General features: G+C 69.5%; 14 protein-coding genes, 1 pseudogene and 1 riboswitch. Of the genes and pseudogenes, 6 read left to right on the top strand and 9 right to left on the bottom strand.

Annotated elements, in window-relative coordinates; all coding sequences use genetic code 11:
• Positions 1–8: 8 nt before the first annotated feature.
• A complete protein-coding gene (locus tag AB0M70_RS28635) occupies positions 9–1448 on the bottom strand; it encodes a gamma-aminobutyraldehyde dehydrogenase (protein WP_365824144.1) in 1440 nt (479 codons plus the stop codon).
• 161 nt (positions 1449–1609) lie between these two features.
• On the opposite strand from AB0M70_RS28635, the gene AB0M70_RS28630 reads away from it, so the two are divergent.
• The 6 genes and pseudogenes from AB0M70_RS28630 to AB0M70_RS28605 all read left to right on the top strand — a co-directional run bounded on the left by AB0M70_RS28630 (position 1610) and on the right by AB0M70_RS28605 (position 8005).
• A complete protein-coding gene (locus tag AB0M70_RS28630) occupies positions 1610–2122 on the top strand; it encodes an Lrp/AsnC family transcriptional regulator (protein WP_363212587.1) in 513 nt (170 codons plus the stop codon).
• Complete coding sequence (locus AB0M70_RS28625; protein ID WP_363212586.1) at positions 2107–3486, top strand: aspartate aminotransferase family protein; 1380 nt, start codon at positions 2107–2109, stop codon at positions 3484–3486. Before AB0M70_RS28630 ends, AB0M70_RS28625 begins: the two co-directional genes overlap by 16 nt.
• 226 nt (positions 3487–3712) lie before the next feature.
• Positions 3713–4402 (top strand): annotated as a pseudogene (locus AB0M70_RS28620) (ATP-binding cassette domain-containing protein); the annotation flags it as partial.
• Positions 4403–5019: 617 nt separating this feature from the next.
• Positions 5020–6198: a hypothetical protein gene (locus AB0M70_RS28615; protein ID WP_365824141.1), complete on the top strand. Its 1179-nt coding sequence runs from the start codon at positions 5020–5022 to the stop codon at positions 6196–6198.
• A gap of 177 nt (positions 6199–6375) precedes the next feature.
• Positions 6376–6780 carry a VOC family protein gene (locus AB0M70_RS28610; RefSeq protein WP_365824139.1) on the top strand — a complete coding sequence of 135 codons (405 nt, stop codon included), beginning with the start codon at positions 6376–6378 and terminating at the stop codon, positions 6778–6780.
• 49 nt (positions 6781–6829) lie between these two features.
• Positions 6830–8005 carry an LOG family protein gene (locus AB0M70_RS28605; RefSeq protein ID WP_365824137.1) on the top strand — a complete coding sequence of 392 codons (1176 nt, stop codon included), beginning with the start codon at positions 6830–6832 and terminating at the stop codon, positions 8003–8005.
• Positions 8006–8431: 426 nt separating this feature from the next.
• Here AB0M70_RS28605 and AB0M70_RS28600 read toward each other — a convergent pair whose 3' ends face one another.
• The 8 genes from AB0M70_RS28600 to pyrH all read right to left on the bottom strand — a co-directional run bounded on the left by AB0M70_RS28600 (position 8432) and on the right by pyrH (position 17180).
• Positions 8432–9235 carry a maleylpyruvate isomerase N-terminal domain-containing protein gene (locus tag AB0M70_RS28600; protein ID WP_365824135.1) on the bottom strand — a complete coding sequence of 268 codons (804 nt, stop codon included), beginning with the start codon at positions 9233–9235 and terminating at the stop codon, positions 8432–8434.
• Positions 9236–9309: 74 nt separating this feature from the next.
• A complete protein-coding gene (locus AB0M70_RS28595) occupies positions 9310–10395 on the bottom strand; it encodes an ABC transporter ATP-binding protein (RefSeq protein WP_365824133.1) in 1086 nt (361 codons plus the stop codon).
• Positions 10395–12089, bottom strand: a complete 1695-nt coding sequence (locus AB0M70_RS28590) for an iron ABC transporter permease (protein WP_365824130.1) — start codon at positions 12087–12089, stop codon at positions 10395–10397. The genes AB0M70_RS28595 and AB0M70_RS28590 overlap by 1 nt, the downstream gene beginning before the upstream one ends.
• Positions 12065–13159: a thiamine ABC transporter substrate-binding protein gene (locus tag AB0M70_RS28585; RefSeq protein WP_365824128.1), complete on the bottom strand. Its 1095-nt coding sequence runs from the start codon at positions 13157–13159 to the stop codon at positions 12065–12067. The genes AB0M70_RS28590 and AB0M70_RS28585 overlap by 25 nt, the downstream gene beginning before the upstream one ends.
• Positions 13160–13231: 72 nt before the next feature.
• Positions 13232–13349, bottom strand: a riboswitch (TPP riboswitch).
• Positions 13350–13398: 49 nt separating this feature from the next.
• Positions 13399–14505, bottom strand: a complete 1107-nt coding sequence (gene rlmN / locus AB0M70_RS28580) for a 23S rRNA (adenine(2503)-C(2))-methyltransferase RlmN (RefSeq protein WP_363212577.1) — start codon at positions 14503–14505, stop codon at positions 13399–13401.
• Between the two features lie 80 nt (positions 14506–14585).
• Positions 14586–15659: a phosphatidate cytidylyltransferase gene (locus AB0M70_RS28575; protein ID WP_365824125.1), complete on the bottom strand. Its 1074-nt coding sequence runs from the start codon at positions 15657–15659 to the stop codon at positions 14586–14588.
• Between the two features lie 34 nt (positions 15660–15693).
• Positions 15694–16251 (bottom strand): ribosome recycling factor, encoded by a 558-nt coding sequence (gene frr / locus AB0M70_RS28570; RefSeq protein WP_365824123.1) that lies wholly within the window; start codon positions 16249–16251, stop codon positions 15694–15696.
• A 167-nt stretch (positions 16252–16418) separates the two neighbouring features.
• Entirely contained in the window at positions 16419–17180 is a 762-nt protein-coding gene (gene pyrH / locus AB0M70_RS28565) for a UMP kinase (protein ID WP_365824121.1), read from the bottom strand.
• Positions 17181–17242: the final 62 nt, after the last annotated feature.

The raw sequence follows: 17242 nt of genomic DNA, 5'->3' as shown, positions 1-17242 counted from the left end.
GTGCGGGCTCAGCCCTCGATCGACGTCATCACGTGCTTGATGCGCGTGTAGTCGTCGAAGCCGTACGCCGAGAGGTCCTTGCCGTAGCCGGACTTCTTGAAGCCGCCGTGCGGCATCTCCGCGACCAGCGGGATGTGCGTGTTGATCCAGACGCAGCCGAAGTCGAGGACCTTGGACATGCGCATGGCGCGCGCGTGGTTCTGCGTCCAGACCGAGGAGGCCAGGGCGTAGTCCACGCCGTTCGCGTACGAGACGGCCTGCTCCTCGTCCGTGAAGGACTGGACGGTGATGACCGGGCCGAAGACCTCGTTCTGGATGATCTCGTCGTCCTGCTTCAGGCCCGAGACGACGGTCGGGGCGTAGAAGAAGCCCTTCTCGCCGACCCGCTGACCGCCCGCCTCGACCTTGGCGTGCGCCGGAAGGCGGTCGATGAAGCCGGAGACCTGCTTCAGCTGGTTGGCGTTGTTGAGCGGGCCGAAGAGCACGTCCTCGTCGTCCGGCTGGCCGGTCTTCGTGTCGGCCGCTGCCTTGGCGAGCGCGGTCACGAACTCGTCGTGGATGGACTCGTGGACGAGCACGCGCGTGGCGGCCGTACAGTCCTGGCCCGCGTTGAAGAAGCCCGCCACGGAGATGTCCTCGACGGCCTTGGCGAGGTCGGCGTCCTCGAAGACGACGACCGGCGCCTTGCCGCCCAGCTCCAGGTGGACGCGCTTGAGGTCCTTGGAGGCGGACTCGGCGACCTGCATGCCGGCGCGCACGGAGCCGGTGATGGAGGCCATCGCCGGGGTGTGGTGCTCGACCATCGCGCGACCGGTGTCACGGTCGCCGCAGACGACGTTGAAGACGCCCTTGGGGACGATGGAGCCGATGATCTCGGCCATCAGGACGGTCGACGCGGGGGTCGTGTCCGAGGGCTTGAGGACGACGGTGTTGCCCGCGGCGAGCGCCGGGGCGAACTTCCATACGCCCATCATCATCGGGTAGTTCCAGGGCGCGACCTGCGCGCAGACGCCGATCGGCTCGCGGCGGATGATGGAGGTCAGACCCTCCATGTACTCGCCGGCCGCGCGGCCCTCGAGCATCCGGGCCGCGCCCGCGAAGAAGCGGATCTGGTCGACCATGGGCGGGATTTCCTCGGACCGCGTGAGGCCCGTCGGCTTGCCCGTGTTCTCGACCTCGGCCGCGATGAGCTCCTCGGCGCGCTCCTCGAAGGCGTCGGCGATCTTCAGCAGGGCCTTCTGGCGCTCGGCGGGCGTCAGGTCACGCCAGGCGGGGAACGCGGCGGCGGCCGCCTCCATCGCGGCGTCGACGTCGGCCTGCCCCGACAGGGGCGCGGTGGCGTAGGGCTCGCCGTTGGCGGGGTTGACCACCTCGGTGGTCCGGCCGTCGGCGGCGTCCCGGAATTCTCCGTCGATGTAGTTACGCAGACGGCGCAGCTCGGTGGTCACTTCCGGCCCTCCAGTCAGATGTCCAGTGGATGAGACACCCACCCTAGTCGGTACACCGACGCTTTCAACATACCCGGGGTCCCAGAACTGCGAAATCCGTGACGATTGAAGCTTCAGACAACGAATTTCATCGATCTGACCTTGCGGAACTGTCGACTCCTGTGCACCATGGGGTCGTGGCCAGTCGCAGCGCAGATTCCAGTAGTTCCCGACACGGGAACGGCTCTTCTCCCATCGACGCCGTCTCCCTGGCGATCATCGAACAGCTTCAGGAGGACGGACGCCGTCCGTACGCCGCCATCGGCAAGGCCGTGGGCCTGTCCGAAGCGGCCGTGCGGCAACGCGTCCAGAAGCTGCTCGACCAGGGCGTGATGCAGATCGTCGCCGTCACGGACCCGCTCACCGTGGGATTCCGGCGCCAGGCGATGGTCGGCATCAACGTCGAGGGCGACCTGGATCCCGTCGCGGAGGCGCTGACGGCCATGGCCGAGTGTGAGTACGTGGTGATGACCGCGGGCTCCTTCGACCTGATGGTGGAGGTCGTCTGCGAGGACGACGACCACCTTCTCGAAGTGATCAACAAGCGCATCCGCGCCCTCCCCGGCGTGCGCTCCACCGAGAGCTTCGTCTATCTGAAGCTCAAGAAGCAGACCTATATGTGGGGAACCCGATAGCCGTGAGCAAGGACCTCAGCCAAACCGCGTACGACCACTTGTGGATGCACTTCACCCGCATGTCGGACTACGAGAACGCACCCGTGCCCACCATCGTGCGTGGCGAGGGCACCTACATCTACGACGACAAGGGCAAGAAGTACCTGGACGGTCTGTCCGGCCTCTTCGTCGTCAACGCGGGCCACGGCCGCCACGAGCTCGCCGAAACCGCCTACAAGCAGGCGCAGGAGCTGGCCTTCTTCCCGGTGTGGAGCTACGCCCACCCGAAGGCCGTCGAGCTGGCGGAACGTTTGGCCAACCACGCGCCCGGCGACCTCAACAAGGTCTTCTTCACCACCGGTGGCGGCGAGGCCGTCGAGACCGCGTGGAAGCTGGCGAAGCAGTACCACAAGCTCACCGGCAACCACACGAAGTACAAGGTCATCTCGCGCGCGGTCGCCTACCACGGCACCCCGCAGGGCGCCCTGTCCATCACCGGCCTGCCCGCGCTCAAGGCCCCCTTCGAGCCGCTGGTCCCCGGCGCGCACAAGGTCCCGAACACCAACATCTACCGCGCCCCGATCCACGGCGACGACCCCGAGGCCTTCGGCCGCTGGGCCGCCGACCAGATCGAGCAGGAGATCCTCTTCGAGGGCCCCGAGACGGTCGCCGCGGTGTTCCTGGAGCCGGTACAGAACGCGGGCGGCTGCTTCCCGCCCCCGCCCGGGTACTTCCAGCGCGTGCGCGAGATCTGCGACAAGTACGACGTGCTGCTCGTCTCGGACGAGGTCATCTGCGCCTTCGGCCGCCTCGGCACGATGTTCGCCTGTGACAAGTTCGGCTACGTCCCGGACATGATCACCTGCGCCAAGGGCATGACCTCGGGCTACTCCCCGATCGGCGCCTGCATCATCTCGGACAAGCTCGCCGAGCCGTTCTACAAGGGTGACAACACCTTCCTGCACGGCTACACCTTCGGCGGCCACCCGGTCTCCGCCGCGGTCGGCATCGCCAACCTCGACATCTTCGAGAAGGAGGGTCTCAACCAGCACGTCCTCGACAACGAGGACGCGTTCTACCAGACCCTGCGCAAGCTGCACGACCTGCCGATCGTCGGCGACGTCCGCGGCAACGGCTTCTTCTACGGCATCGAGCTCGTGAAGGACAAGGCCACCAAGGAGACGTTCAACGACGAGGAGACCGAGCGCGTCCTGTACGGCTTCCTCTCCAAGGCGCTGTACGAGAACGGCCTGTACTGCCGCGCCGACGACCGTGGCGACCCGGTCGTCCAGCTCGCCCCGCCGCTGATCTCCACCCAGGAGACCTTCGACGAGATCGAGGGCATCCTGCGCCACGTCCTCACGGAGGCGTGGACGAAGCTCTGATCCCAGGAAACCCATGGAGCTGCTTACGGCTCCACAGGGACCCATAGTGTGATCGAGTGATCAACACCGGCCCCGGGGGCGCCCGTTCGAGTGAGAACGGACGCCCCCGGGCCGCGTCTTTTCCAGGCAGCACGGCCTGGATCCCTAGCGTGCCCAGTGACCGATCGGCCCCGCCTTCGTTCCCCCGTACGGGGGAGGCAAACTGATCTGAACCGAGGTGTACGTGATGGTGGCCCCGCCGGACAACGACGTGCTGTGGGCACGCGCCTTGCACGTCACGCACAACGGCTCACCCGCGCTCACCGGCGTATCGCTCGGTGTCCGCGAGGGCGAGATCCTCGCCGTCACCGGCCCGCGCGGCAGCGGCAAAACGACTCTTCTGCGCTGTCTCTCCGGCCAGCTCCTGCCCCAGCAGGGCGAGGTCTGGTTCAACAGCGCGCCGGTGCACACGATGAGCCCGGCCATCCGCGAGCGCCTGCGCCGCGACCGCTTCGGCTGGATCGACCCGGAGCCGCACCTCGTCCCCGAGCTCACCGCCCGCGAGAACGTCGCGCTGCCGCTGATGCTGCGCGGCTCGTCGCACCGGGCCTCCAAGGCAGCGGCCCAGGAGTGGCTCGACCGCCTCGACATCGGTGACTGCGCGCGCAAGCGGCCGCACGCGCTGCTCCAGGCCCAGCGACAGCGCATCGCCATCGCCCGCTCCCTGGTCACCATGCCGTCCGTGATCTTCGCGGACGAGCCGACGGCGCCCCTGCACCGCGCCGACCGCGCCCACGTCCTGCGCACACTGACGACCGCGGCCCGCTCGCACGGCATCACGGTCGTCCTCGCCACGCACGACGCGGAGATCGCCACCCTCGCCGACCGCACGATCACACTCCTCGACGGACGCCGCGTGAACACGGTGCATCTGCCGGAGGCGGGTGGGGGTGTGGTGGGGGATGCGGGGGTTGCAGGGGGAGCGGGGAGAGCGGGGCACGCAGGGAGAGCGGGGGAAGCAGGGAGAGCGGAGGAAGCGGGGCAAGCAGGGAGAGCGGGGGAGGCTGAGGGGGGCGGGCAGGCAGAGCAGGCAGGACGGGCCGGGCAGGCAGAGCAGGGCGAGCAGGCAGGGCGGGCAGGGGATGACGCCGGTGCCGGTGCCGGTGCCGATGCCGACACCGCCTCCGCTTCCACCCCCGCCTCCGCTTCCTCCCCCGCTGGCGCCTCCGCCTCCGCTGGCGTTTCCACCCCCGCGGGCACCTCCGCCCACGCGGGCACCTCCGCCCCCGCTGGCGCCCCCGCTGGCGCCTCCGCCTCCGCTGGCGCTTCCGCCTCCGCTGGCGCTTCCACCCCCGTGGGCGCCTCCGCCCCGGCTGGCGTTTCCACCCCCGCGGGCACCTCCGCCCACGCGGGCACCTCCGCCCCCGCTGGCACCTCCACCCCCGCTGGCACCTCCACCCCCGCCGGCGCCTCCACTCCCGCTAGCGCCTCCACCCCCGCTAGCGCTTCCGCCCCCGCCGAGGGCGAGTCCGACGACGCGGAAGGCCGGGCCGCGTGCTCGCTCTCCGTCTAGCCCGCGGGGCCCACCCCCTGGTCCAGCTGCGCAGGCTGCTCGTGGCCGCGGCCTCGGCCGGCACCGGCTTCCTGCTGCTGTGCACGCTGGGGTACGCGATGGGCCACCCGGACGCGTCCGGCGGGGCCGCGCTGCGGCTCGCCTGGTGCGTCGCCCCGATCGCCGCCACCGTGTACTTCGCCTCCACCGTCGCGCGCACCGACCCGGCGACGAAGCCGCGCTCCGGACTCTCCGCCGTGGGGCTCGGTCCCGCCAGGCTCACCGTGCTCGCCACGATCTCCACGGCCGTGGCCTGCACGCTCGGCTCGATGGTCGCGCTCCTGTTCTTCCTGCACCTGCGCGGCGATCTGACGGGCCTGCCGTTCGACGGCGCCGCGTCCGAACTGCTCGCCGCCGGGCAGCCGTTGCCCCTCGCCGCCGCGCTCACCCTGCTCTCCGTGGTGCCGCTGGCCGCCTCCGCCGCGAGCGCGGCGGCCCTGCGGCCCCGGACGACCGAGCGCCGCGGCAAGCCGGGGAGCGAGCGGAAGGAACCCGCGGACCCGGACGCACCCGCCGCCCCGCCGAGCGGGCTGCCGTGGGGCATCGCGCTCCTCGCGGCGGGCCTCGCCGTCGAGGCGTACGCGAGCCGCGCCTCCGGCACCTCGAATCTGACGCTGCCGGGCGGTCTGACCGGCAGCCCCGCGGGGGTGCTCGCCGGCTGGGCGCTCACCGCGGTCGGCCTCGCCCTCGCGGGACCCGGCCTGACGTATCTGTGCGGGCGGATCCTGCAGACGGCAAGGCCCGGGGCGATGCGGCTCCTGGCCGGGCGTGGGCTGCAGGAGGAGGCCCGGCGGATCGGGCGACCGCTCGGGGTGCTCTGCGTGGTGGGGTCCGCGGCGTACGCGGCGCTCACGCTCTACTCCGGCGACCGGCCGGCCGTCGGTCCGCTGACCGCGCTCGGCTCGCTGCTGGTCGCGGGCTGCGCGGTCCTCACCCTGGCCACGGCCGCCGTCGAGGCCAAGCACGCCCGCTCCGAGACGACATCGGCGCTGCTGCAGCTCGGGGCGCCGACGTCGATGCTGCGCGGTACCGCCGCGCTGCGGGCGGGCGCGCTCGCGGCCGTGTTCGGGCCGCTGACCTGGGTGGTCGCGCAGTTGGCGGCACTGCCGCTGACAGGCTGAGGAGCCTTCGCCCCACCCGTGGGAAAAAAGTTCCGCGAGGGGCGATGAGTTCCGTATCGAACGTGCGTCTACCCCTCCGTAAGCCACGGAACGACGCACGCACCAGGCGAGATCCGCGCAGACTCGCGCAGAACTCGCTCGGCCGTCGCGTGCGCCTCACAGCATCGGGAGACACTCATGTACCAGCAGATGATCTTCGTGAACCTCGCCGTGAACGACGTCGACAGCTCGAAGAAGTTCTTCACGGAGCTCGGCTACGCGATCAACCCCCAGTTCACGACGGACGACTGCGCCTGTGTCGTGATCAGCGACACGATCGTCGCGATGCTGCTGAGCAAGAAGCACTACCAGCAGTTCACCGAGAAGCAGATCGCGGACGCGCGGACGACGAGCGAGACGCTGCTCTGTCTGAGCGCCGAGAGCCGCGAGAAGGTCGACGAACTGGTCGACAAGGCGGTGGCGGCGGGCGGCACGGCGGGCAAGACGCAGGACTACGGCATGATGTACGGCCGCGCCTTCGACGACTTGGACGGCCACACCTGGGAAATCATGTGGATGGACCAGTCCGAGGTGCAGGGCTGAGGTACGGGGCTGGGGCCCACCCTCCAAGGAGCATCCCTAGCATGGCCGAATGCAGCCAACTCCGGAATCCACCTCCGTGCCCACTGCCACCCCCTCCTTCGCCCATGGGCCGTCACCCCGACTCCCCGGCGGCGACCGCGAGATCGAGTCGCTCGCGGAGTTCGACGAGATCGCCGCGGGCGGCTCGCTCGCCGGATGCCGCGTCCAGGCCATAGACCTCATGGCGCGTACGTCCGTGCTGCGGGCCTGCGACGCCACGGGCGCGGTGTTCCTCGGGTGCGCGATGGAGCAGAGCGCGGTGGACGCGATGCGGACCGCGGGGGCGCTGGTGTTCCCGCCCGTCCCCGGCCTGCCGTTCGACCCGTACCGCGGTCTTCTCTACACGCCGGACGAACTCTTCTCCGGACTGTCCGAGGGCGGGTACGAGGCGACTCCCGACGCCGGCGCGTACGCGTGGTTCCAGGAGACCAAGGCGGACGGCGACGTCTTCTCCTCGATGCTCCGGGCGATCCACGACGACTCGATCTCGGACGCCCTGGACGAACTGCTGGTCAGCGCGCGGGTGGTGGGCGTGATGGGCGGTCACGCGATGGCCCGTGGAACGAAGGAGTACGAGGGAGCCGCCCGGCTCGGCCGCTCGCTGGCCCGAGCCGGGTTCACGGTCGCCACGGGTGGCGGACCTGGCGCGATGGAGGCGGCGAACCTGGGCGCGTACGCGTCCGTCTTCCGCGACGAGATGCTGGACGAGGCGCTCGAACTCCTCGCGAAGGCCCCGTCCTTCACCCCCTCGGTCACCGAGTGGGCGAGGGCGGCCTTCGACGTGCGTGAGAGGTGGCCGTCCGGTGGCGCGTCGGTGGGCATCCCGACGTGGTTCTACGGCCACGAGCCGCCGAACGCCTTCGCCACGCACCTGGCCAAGTACTTCGCGAACGCCACCCGCGAGGACGGCCTGCTGGCCCGCTCGAACGCGGGCGTGATCTTCCTGCCGGGGGCGGCGGGCACGCTGCAGGAGATCTTCGACGCGGCAACGCCGAACTACTACGAATCCCGCGGCGAACCAACTCCCATGGTCCTGGTAAACCACACGCACTGGACAAGGGACCTCCCGGCGTGGCCGCTGCTACAGGCACTGGCACGGGGCCGCACGATGGAACAAAGGATCGCTCTGGTGGACAGGGTGGAGGAGGCCCCCTCAGCACTGACATCCCTAACGACAACTGACTAAGCGTTTAACACCCACCCACCCGATGACCGCACCAACGCCCCACCCGCCGCACCGACGGCCCACCCAGCCCATCCGACGCACCGACGGCTGATCAAGCCCGTCCGGCGTTTGAGGACGAACTCGGCGAAGCCGGTGACGACGGCCACCATGACCCCCGCGCGCAAACGCCCACCCGCCCGAGAACCCATCCAGCCCGTCCGGCGTTTGAGGACGAACTCGGCGAAGCCGGTGATGGCGCCCACCAAGGCTCCCGCCCGCAACGCCCACCCGCCCGAGAACCCATCCAGCCCGTCCGGCGCTTGAGGACGAACTCGGCGAAGCCGGTGACGACGCCCACCAACGCCCCCGCCCGCGAACCCGCCCCACCCCACCCCCAAGGCCCCCGCGCCGAGCGGGTTTTCGGGAAGGGGCGGGGTTGGGGAAAAATCACCCAAACGACGCCCGCTCCAACCAGAATTCCATCAACCCCCGCTCCCCCAAAACCTCCACACCCCCACCGTCCAACCCCCGCCGCCGATAAAACGCAAGCAACACCTCAGTCAACGGCCCCCGCACAGCAACCGACGCCTTCTCATGCCCCCGCCGCCAAGCAAACCCCTCCGCCCCGAACTCGATAAGCCACTCAGCCTCCAACGACGGCACCGCATCAGTAGCGTGTAGATGAATGCTGCGCCCGTCCCCGACCACCGCAGCACACAACTCCCCAGCCGAATCCCCCACCTCACTCCGCTGCACGAACTGCACAATCTCCAGCCACTCGTCAATCGCATCGGCGGCAACATCCGCCGCAACCACATACGGCACCCCCGCCGCAATGGCCGCATCGGCCCGGTGCACAGCCACCTCATGCGTCATGCGACGCGCCCAGAACCCGGCATGGTGCTGATCGGACCAGGACCACACCGGGGTGTCGGCGTCCACACCGCCCCACGCAGCCGCGACAAGCTCGGCGGTCTCCGCGAGCCACGCGTCGAGAGCGGCGGGATCGTCCCCCTCCGGCCCGCGGATCCCGGGAACGTCCTCCTCCGGAATGTCCTCCGTGGCACGGGTCGCCACCAGCCGCGCGGCCCACCGCACGGCGCCACCCACATGCCGGGCGAGGTACCCCAGCGTCCACTCGGGACAGGTCGGCACGGTGGCCGACAGATCCGCCCCGGCCAACGTCTCCCTCAACAGGCCGAGCTGTACGGTGATTTCGGCGCAATGGCGGTCGTACTCCAACGTCGTCATGCGCCAGACCCTGGCAGACCCCCGCGCACCGCACACCTCATTAACGCCCACCCCCATGGCGGGCCCCCCTCCCCTCAGCCCAAAACCACAACATCCCCCACGTCAAACACAACCCCCACCGACTCCCCCACCCCAGGCGCATCCCGCAACGCACAGGCCGCCTCAAGCCGCGGCCCCGTCCGAGGCTCCAGATGGACGGCGACATGCGTACCCCGGAACGTACGCGCCGTCACCACACACGGCAGCCCCTCATCGACGGGCACCAACCGCACCCCGGCCGGCCGCACCAACAACCGGCACCGCCCACCTTCCCCGCCAGCGTCCCCCGGCACGGGAGCCGGCACCGGAACCGGCACCTTGCCCCAGGCGGTATCGGCCACCTCACCCACCACCGTCGCGTCGACGACGTTATCGAAGCCCAAGAACCGCGCCACGAACTCGTCCGCCGGCTGCCGCCAGACCTCGAGCGGCGTGCCGGACTGGGCGATCCGCCCATCCCGCATCACCACGACCCGGTCCGCAAGCGCGAACGCCTCGCCCTGGTCATGCGTGACCGCAAGGACCGTCGTACCCAACTCGTCGAAAAGCTCACGGAGTTCGACGACAAGGCGCTCCCGCAGCGAACGGTCGAGCTGCCCGAGCGGCTCATCGAGCATCAGCAGCCGCGGCCTCGGCGCAAGCGCTCGCGCGAGAGCGACCCGCTGCTGCTCGCCGCCCGAGAGCGAGGCGACGGCCCGCCGCTGGGCCCCCGGCAGCCCGACGAGTTCGAGCAACTCGGCGACCCGGTCGGCCTGTTCGCCCCGCGAAGCCCCGTGCATCCGCAGCCCGAAGGCGACGTTGCCGGCCACGTCGCGCTGCGGGAACAGCTGGTGGTCCTGGAACATCAGGCCGACCCCACGCTTGTGCGCGGGCACGCCTCGCTGGTCACGGCCGTCCAGCAGGACCTGCCCGCCGTCGAGCTCCTGCAGCCCGGCGACCGCGCGCAGCAGCGTCGACTTGCCGCTGCCGCTCGGCCCGAGCACGCAGACGATCTCGTGCTCGTCGACCGCGAGACCGACGCGGTCGAGCACGGCCCGCCCTCCGAACCGCACGGTCGCATCCACCAACGTCAACAACCCCGCACCCGCACCCCCACTCAAAGCACCAGCACTCACACCCATCAGAACTCCCCAGTCGTCCGGTCGGTACGGAGCCGTTCGAGCAGCAGCAGCGACACCGCGCACACCACCATCAAGATCGTCGAAAGTGCCATCGCCTGCCCGTAGTTGAGCTCCCCGGCCCGCCCCAGAAGCCGCGCCACGGCGACCGGAAGCGTCGGGTTGTCCGGCCGCGCGATGAAGACGGTCGCGCCGAACTCCCCGAGCGACACCGCGAAGGCGAACCCGGCGGCGATCAACAGCGCCCGCCGCACCATCGGCAGATCGACCTCACGCCAGGCCCGCAGCGGCGACGCCCCGAGCACGGCGGCCGCCTCACGCAGTCGTCCGTCCACCGCGCGCAGAACGGGAAGCATGGTGCGTACGACGAAGGGCACGCCCACGAGGGCCTGCGCGAGCGGCACCAGGATCCACGTCGACCGCAGGTCGAGCGGCGGTTCGTCCAGCGTGATCAGGAAACCGAAGCCGACCGTCACCGCGGACACCCCGAGCGGCAGCATCAACAGCGCGTCGAAGCCGCGCACCAGGCGCCCGGCCTTGCGGGTGAGGGCCGCCGCCGCGAGCCCGCCGATCACCAGGGCGATGGCGGTGGCGGCGAGCGCGTACTGGAGCGAGTTCCAGACGGCGTCGATCGGCGGGACGAGGAACGCCCCGCCCTCCGCGGACGTCAGCTCCCTGAAGTACGCGAAGCCATAACCGCCAGGACCGCTCAGCGACCGCTCGATCAGCACGCCGAGCGGCAGCAGGATCAGTGCGGCGACCGTCAGCACGACCCCGCCGAGCAGGGCCCACTGCCCCGCGCCGCGCGGCCGCCTGGCCACGGCGGCGGCGTCGACCAACCGCAGCGCGCTCTCGCGCCGGCGCACGGTCCACGCATGCACGGCGAGGATCAGGCCGACGGCCGCGAACTGCACGATCGTCAGGACGGCGGCCGTCGACAGGTCGAGCAGCTGGGCGGTCTGTCGGTAGATCTCGACCTCGAGCGTCGAGTACGCGGGCCCGCCGAGGATCTGTACGACGCCGAAGGAGGTGAACGTGAACAGAAAGACCATGAGAGAGGCCGCGGCGACCGCGGGCCCGAGCGCGGGCAGCGTCACCGTCCGCCAGGCGGTCCACCGCGAGGCGCCGAGCATCCGCGCGGCCTCCTCCTGACGCGGGTCGAGCTGCGACCAGAGCCCGCCGACCGTCCGTACGACGACGGCGTAGTTGAAGAAGACGTGCGCGAGCAGAATGGCCCACACGGTCGTGTCGAGCCGTACGCCCCACATCTCGTCGAGCAGCCCGCCCCTGCCGAGCAGCGCGAGGAACGCCGTCCCGACGACGACCGTCGGCAGCACGAACGGCACCGTGACGGCCGCCCGCAGCACCTGCTTGCCCCTGAACTCGAAGCGCGCGAACACATACGCGCCGGGGAGCGCGATCAGCAGCGTGAGCGCGGTCGAGGCGAGCGCCTGCCAGGTGGTGAACCACAGCACGTGCCGCACGTCGGACTGCCCGATGACGTCGGCGATCCGCCCGAACTGCCACTGCCCGCCCACCTTCAGGCCGCGCGCGACGATCGCGGCGACCGGATAGGCGAAGAAGACCGCGAAGAAGGCGACGGGCACGGCCATCAGGCCGAGCCGCGCCGCACTCCCTCGCGCCAGCCCCGTACGGGACTGGCGTGACTTCTTTACTTCAGTACGAGCGAGGTCCACGACTTGACCCACTGCTCACGGTTGTCGGCGATCTTCTTCGGATCCATGGTCTGCGGGTCGTCGATCTTCACCCCGTGCTTGACGAACAGCTCGGGCAGCTCGACGTTCTCCCGCACCGGGTTCACGAACATGTTCAGCGGCATGTCGCCCTGGAACTTCTCGCCGATCAGGAAGTCGAGGAGCGCCTTGCCGCCCTTCTCGTTCTTGGCGTTGGCGAGCAGACCCGCGTACTCGACCTGCCGGAAGCAGGTGCCCTTCGCGACGCCGGTCGGCGCCTCCTTGGGCTGCGGCTTGGCGTAGAGCACCTCGACGGGCGGCGAGGAGGCGTACGAGACGACGAGCGGCCGGTCGCCCTTGGCCTTCTTGCCGCCGGCGGACCCGGAGAACTCCTCGTCGTAGGCCTGCTCCCAGCCGTCGACGACCTTGACGCCGTTGGCCTTGAGCTTCTTCCAGTAGCCCTGCCAGCCCCCGTCCCCGTACTCGGCGGCCGAGCCGAGCAGGAAACCGAGACCGGGAGAAGAGGTGGCGGCGTTCTCCGTCACCAGCAGATTCTTGTAGGCGGGCTTGGTCAGATCCCCGAGGGACTTCGGCGGCGCCAGCTTCTTGTCGGCGAAGTACTTCTTGTCGTAGTTGACGCAGATGTCGCCGCTGTCGACGGGCGTGACCCGGTGCTTGTCCCCGTCGACCCGGAACTCCGACTCGACCTTCTCCGAGCCCTTGGCCTCGTACGACTGGAAGAGGCCGTTGTCGAGCGCGCGTGAGAGCAGGGTGTTGTCGACGCCGAAGAAGACGTCTCCCTGCGGGTTGTCCTTCGTCAGGATCGCCTTGTTCACGGCGGCGCCCGCGTCCCCGTCCTTGAGGACGTCGACCTTGTAGCCGGAGCTCTTCTCGAACGCCTTCAGCACGTCCTTGGAGACACTGAAGGAGTCATGGCTGACCAGCGTGACGCGCTTGGAGTCGGCGGCCTTGTCGCCGCTGTCGGACGAGCCGCACGCGGAGAGCGCGACAAGTCCGATGGCCGCCGCGACCGCGGTGACCGTGACCTTCTTGGTGGTGCTCACTGAGTTCATTCCTCCTGGAGTGACCAGGAAGAGACGCGGCCCTGCCCGCGGACCGGAGGGTCCGCGGGCAGGGCGCAACAGCTTGAGTGGTGTCCGAACTTCCTACCCGGAATGACCCGGGCAAGGTTCAGAGGGTCTGCGGCCAACCTGTCCTTGGCTGCCGCACTCTCAGCGCTGTGGCGCTCCCCTGTCGGAATATGAAGATGTGTTCCGGCTATGAAGTTGCGTTCAGTTGTGTTCCGGCCAGACTAACGCTCGGAAGCGGCGAGCTGACCGCACGCCCCGTCGATCTCCTGGCCACGGGTGTCACGAACCGTGACAGGTACCCCATGAGCGGCGATGGCGTTCACGAAGGCCTTCTCGTCCTCCGGCCGCGATGCCGTCCACTTCGAGCCCGGCGTCGGGTTCAGCGGGATCAGGTTCACGTGGACGGGCTTGTTCTTGAGCAGCCGCCCGAGCCGGTCACCGCGCCAGGCGTGGTCGTTGATGTCCCGGATCAGCGCGTACTCGATGGAGAGGCGGCGCCCGGACTTGGCGGCGTACTCCCAGCCCGCCTCGAGCACCTCGCGCACGTTCCACCGCGTGTTGACGGGTACGAGGGTGTCGCGGAGCTCGTCGTCGGGCGCGTGCAGCGAGATGGCGAGCCGGCACTTGAAGCCCTCGTCGGCGAACCGGTGGATGGCGGGCACGAGCCCCACGGTCGACACGGTGATGCCACGCTGCGAAAGGCCGACGCCGTCCGGCTCGGGGTCGGTGAGCCTGCGAATGGCCCCGGTGACGCGGTTGTAGTTGGCGAGAGGCTCACCCATGCCCATAAAAACGATGTTGGAGAGCCGCGCGGGCCCACCCGGGATCTCCCCGTCCCGCAGCGCACGCATCCCGTCGACGATCTGATGCACGATCTCGGCGGTGGACAGGTTCCGGTCGAGCCCGGCCTGCCCCGTGGCGCAGAACGGACAGTTCATCCCGCACCCGGCCTGCGACGAGATGCACATCGTCACGCGGTCCGGGTAGCGCATGAGCACGGACTCGACGAGCGTGCCGTCGAACAGCCGCCACAGCGTCTTGCGGGTGGTGTCGTCGTCGCAGCTGATGTGCCGCACCACGGACATCAGCTCGGGAAGCAGCGCCTCTTGGAGCTTCGTGCGCGAACCGGCGGGAATGTCGGTCCACTGCTCCGGGTCGTGCGCGTACCGCGCGAAGTAGTGCTGCGAGAGCTGCTTGGCGCGAAACGGTTTCTCGCCGACAGCGGCAACGGCTTCCTTGCGCTCGGCGGGCGTGAGGTCAGCGAGATGCCGCGGCGGCTTCTTGGCTCCACGGGGCGCGACAAAGGTGAGTTCTCCGGGTACAGGCATGGTCCACCCAGTGTCGCAGACATACGGCAAGGGGCCCGCCGCCCTGTGGACGACGAGCCCCTGGTGTGCGAAGACGCAGGTCAGCCGGATCCTACGAAGATCACGAGGAGCAGCCAGACCACCGGTGCCGTCGGCAGCAGGGAGTCGAGGCGGTCCATGATGCCGCCGTGGCCCGGCAGCAGCGTGCCCATGTCCTTGATGCCGAGGTCACGCTTGATCATCGACTCGCCGAGGTCCCCGAGCGTCGCGCTCGCGGCGACCGCGAGGCCGATGAGCAGGCCCTGCCACCACGTGCCGCCGTCGATCAGGAACTCCATGCACAGCGCGCCCCCCGCCATCGCGAACGTCACCGCTCCGACCAGGCCCTCGCGGGTCTTGCCGGGGCTGATGCGCGGGGCGAGCTTGTGCTTGCCGAAGCGCCAGCCGATCGCGTACGCCCCGGTGTCGCTGACCACGGTCAGGAGCAGGAACGTGAGCACCCGCATCGCGCCGTCGTCGGCGGTGAGCATCATCGCCACGAACGTCGCGAGGAACGGGACGTAGAACGCCGCGAAGACGCCCGCCGTGACGTCCTTCAGATAGCCCTCGGGCGGCTCGGTCATCCGCCAGACGAGCACCGCGAGCGCGGTGAGCGCCATGGCGACCCAGGCGCCCTCGGGCCCGCGGACGTACCCGGCGACGACCATCGCGGCGCCGCCCACCGCCAGCGGGACCAGCGGCGCCTTGATCTCCTTGCGCTCCTGGAGCCGCGAGGTGAGTTCCCAGAGACCGACCACGACGGCGACCGCTATGACGCCGATGAAGACGGCCTTCACGATGAAGAGCGACGCGACGATCACCGCGCCGAGCCCCACGCCGACTCCTATGGCCGCCCCGAGATCACGGCCCGCGCTCTTCTTCTGCGGCGCTTGAGGCGCCTTGGGCGCTTGAGGCGCTCGCGGCGCCTCGGGGGCGGGCTGTGATGCGCTGGGCATGGGCTCCCGGGGTACTTCAGGCATGTCAGGCACGATGGGCATGGGCTGCGTCTCTGCTGGATACAGGGCGTCATGCGCATCGTACGCGGGACCTGCCGGGGCAGCCCCTTGAGCAGGGCCCTGGTCGGGCGGCCCCCAGTACCCGGCTCTGGGAGGCGCCCCCCAGGAAGAGTCGTTCACGGATCGGATTCCTCAGTCCTCAGACCACGAGCCCTCAGACCTCGAGCAGCTCGGCTTCCTTGTGCTTGAGCAGCTCGTCCACCTGAGCGACGTACTTCGCGGTGGTGTCGTCGAGCTCCTTCTCCGCGCGCCGGCCCTCGTCCTCGCCGATGTCGCCGTCCTTGATCGCCTTGTCGATCGCTTCCTTGGCCTTGCGGCGGATGGAGCGGATCGAGATCTTGGAGTCCTCGGCCTTGGTCTTGGCGACCTTGATGTACTCCTTGCGGCGGTCCTGCGTCAGCTCGGGGAACGTCACCCGGATGATGTTTCCGTCATTGCCGGGGTTGACGCCGAGGTCGGAGTCGCGGATCGCCTGCTCGATGTTGCGCAGCGCGCTCTTGTCGAACGGGGTCACCACGGCCATCCGCGGCTCGGGCACCGAGAACGAGGCCAGCTGATTGATCGGCGTAAGGGCGCCGTAGTAGTCGGCCACGATCTTGTTGAACATCGCCGGGTGCGCACGGCCTGTGCGAATCGCGGCGAAGTCCTCCTTGGCGACCACGACGGCCTTCTCCATCTTCTCCTCGGCCTCGAGGAGGGTCTCTTCGATCACCACTTGCTCCTGCGTGTTGTGAGTGGGCTGGGGGCGCCCCCACACGGTGAAGTAGGGGGAGTCCATGGGGTGTCGGCTGCGTCGCGTCTCTTTCCCTGCACCGTGTCCGACCGGCAGGGCTTTGTCCATCCCTCGTGGCCCTCGGTGGGCTCGGGGGGCGCCCCGGATCAGGCGCGGGTGCCCTCGTCGCCCACGAGTGTGCCGATCTTCTCACCCTTGACGGCACGCGCGATATTGCCGGAGGAGAGCAACTCGAAGACCAGGATGGGCAGCTTGTTGTCGCGGCACAGCGTGATCGCGGTCATGTCGGCGACCTTCAGGTCGCGGGTGATGACCTCGCCGTAGCCGAGCGCGTCGTACTTCACCGCGTCCGGGTTGGTCTTGGGGTCGGAGTCGTAGACCCCGTCGACGCCGTTCTTACCCATGAGCAGGGCCTCGGCGTCGATCTCCAGGGCGCGCTGGGCCGCGGTGGTGTCGGTGGAGAAGTACGGCATGCCCATGCCGGCGCCGAAGATGACCACACGGCCCTTCTCCAGGTGCCGTACGGCGCGCAGCGGGATGTAGGGCTCCGCGACCTGGCCCATCGTGATGGCGGTCTGCACGCGGCAGTCGATGCCTTCCTTCTCCAGGAAGTCCTGGAGGGCGAGGCAGTTCATGACCGTGCCGAGCATGCCCATGTAGTCCGAGCGGGCACGGTCCATGCCGCGCTGCTGGAGCTCCGCGCCACGGAAGAAGTTGCCGCCGCCGATGACGGCCGCGATCTGGGCTCCGTCCCGGACGACCGCGGCGATCTCCTTGGCGATCGCGTGCACCACATCGGGGTCGACGCCAAGGCCGCCCCCGCCGGCGAATGCCTCACCGGAGAGCTTCAGCAGGAAACGACCGGGGACTTTATCGTCGCCGCTGTTTGTGTCGGCCTTGGTGGTCATGGAGTTCTCGCTTCTTTTTGCTCGGCGCACATACGAAGAAGGCCACTGCCGGTGGGGTGTCG

The organism is Streptomyces sp. NPDC051214 (genome assembly GCF_040682375.1).
Classification (GTDB): domain Bacteria; phylum Actinomycetota; class Actinomycetes; order Streptomycetales; family Streptomycetaceae; genus Streptomyces.
This window is presented reverse-complemented; position numbering and strand designations above follow the sequence as displayed.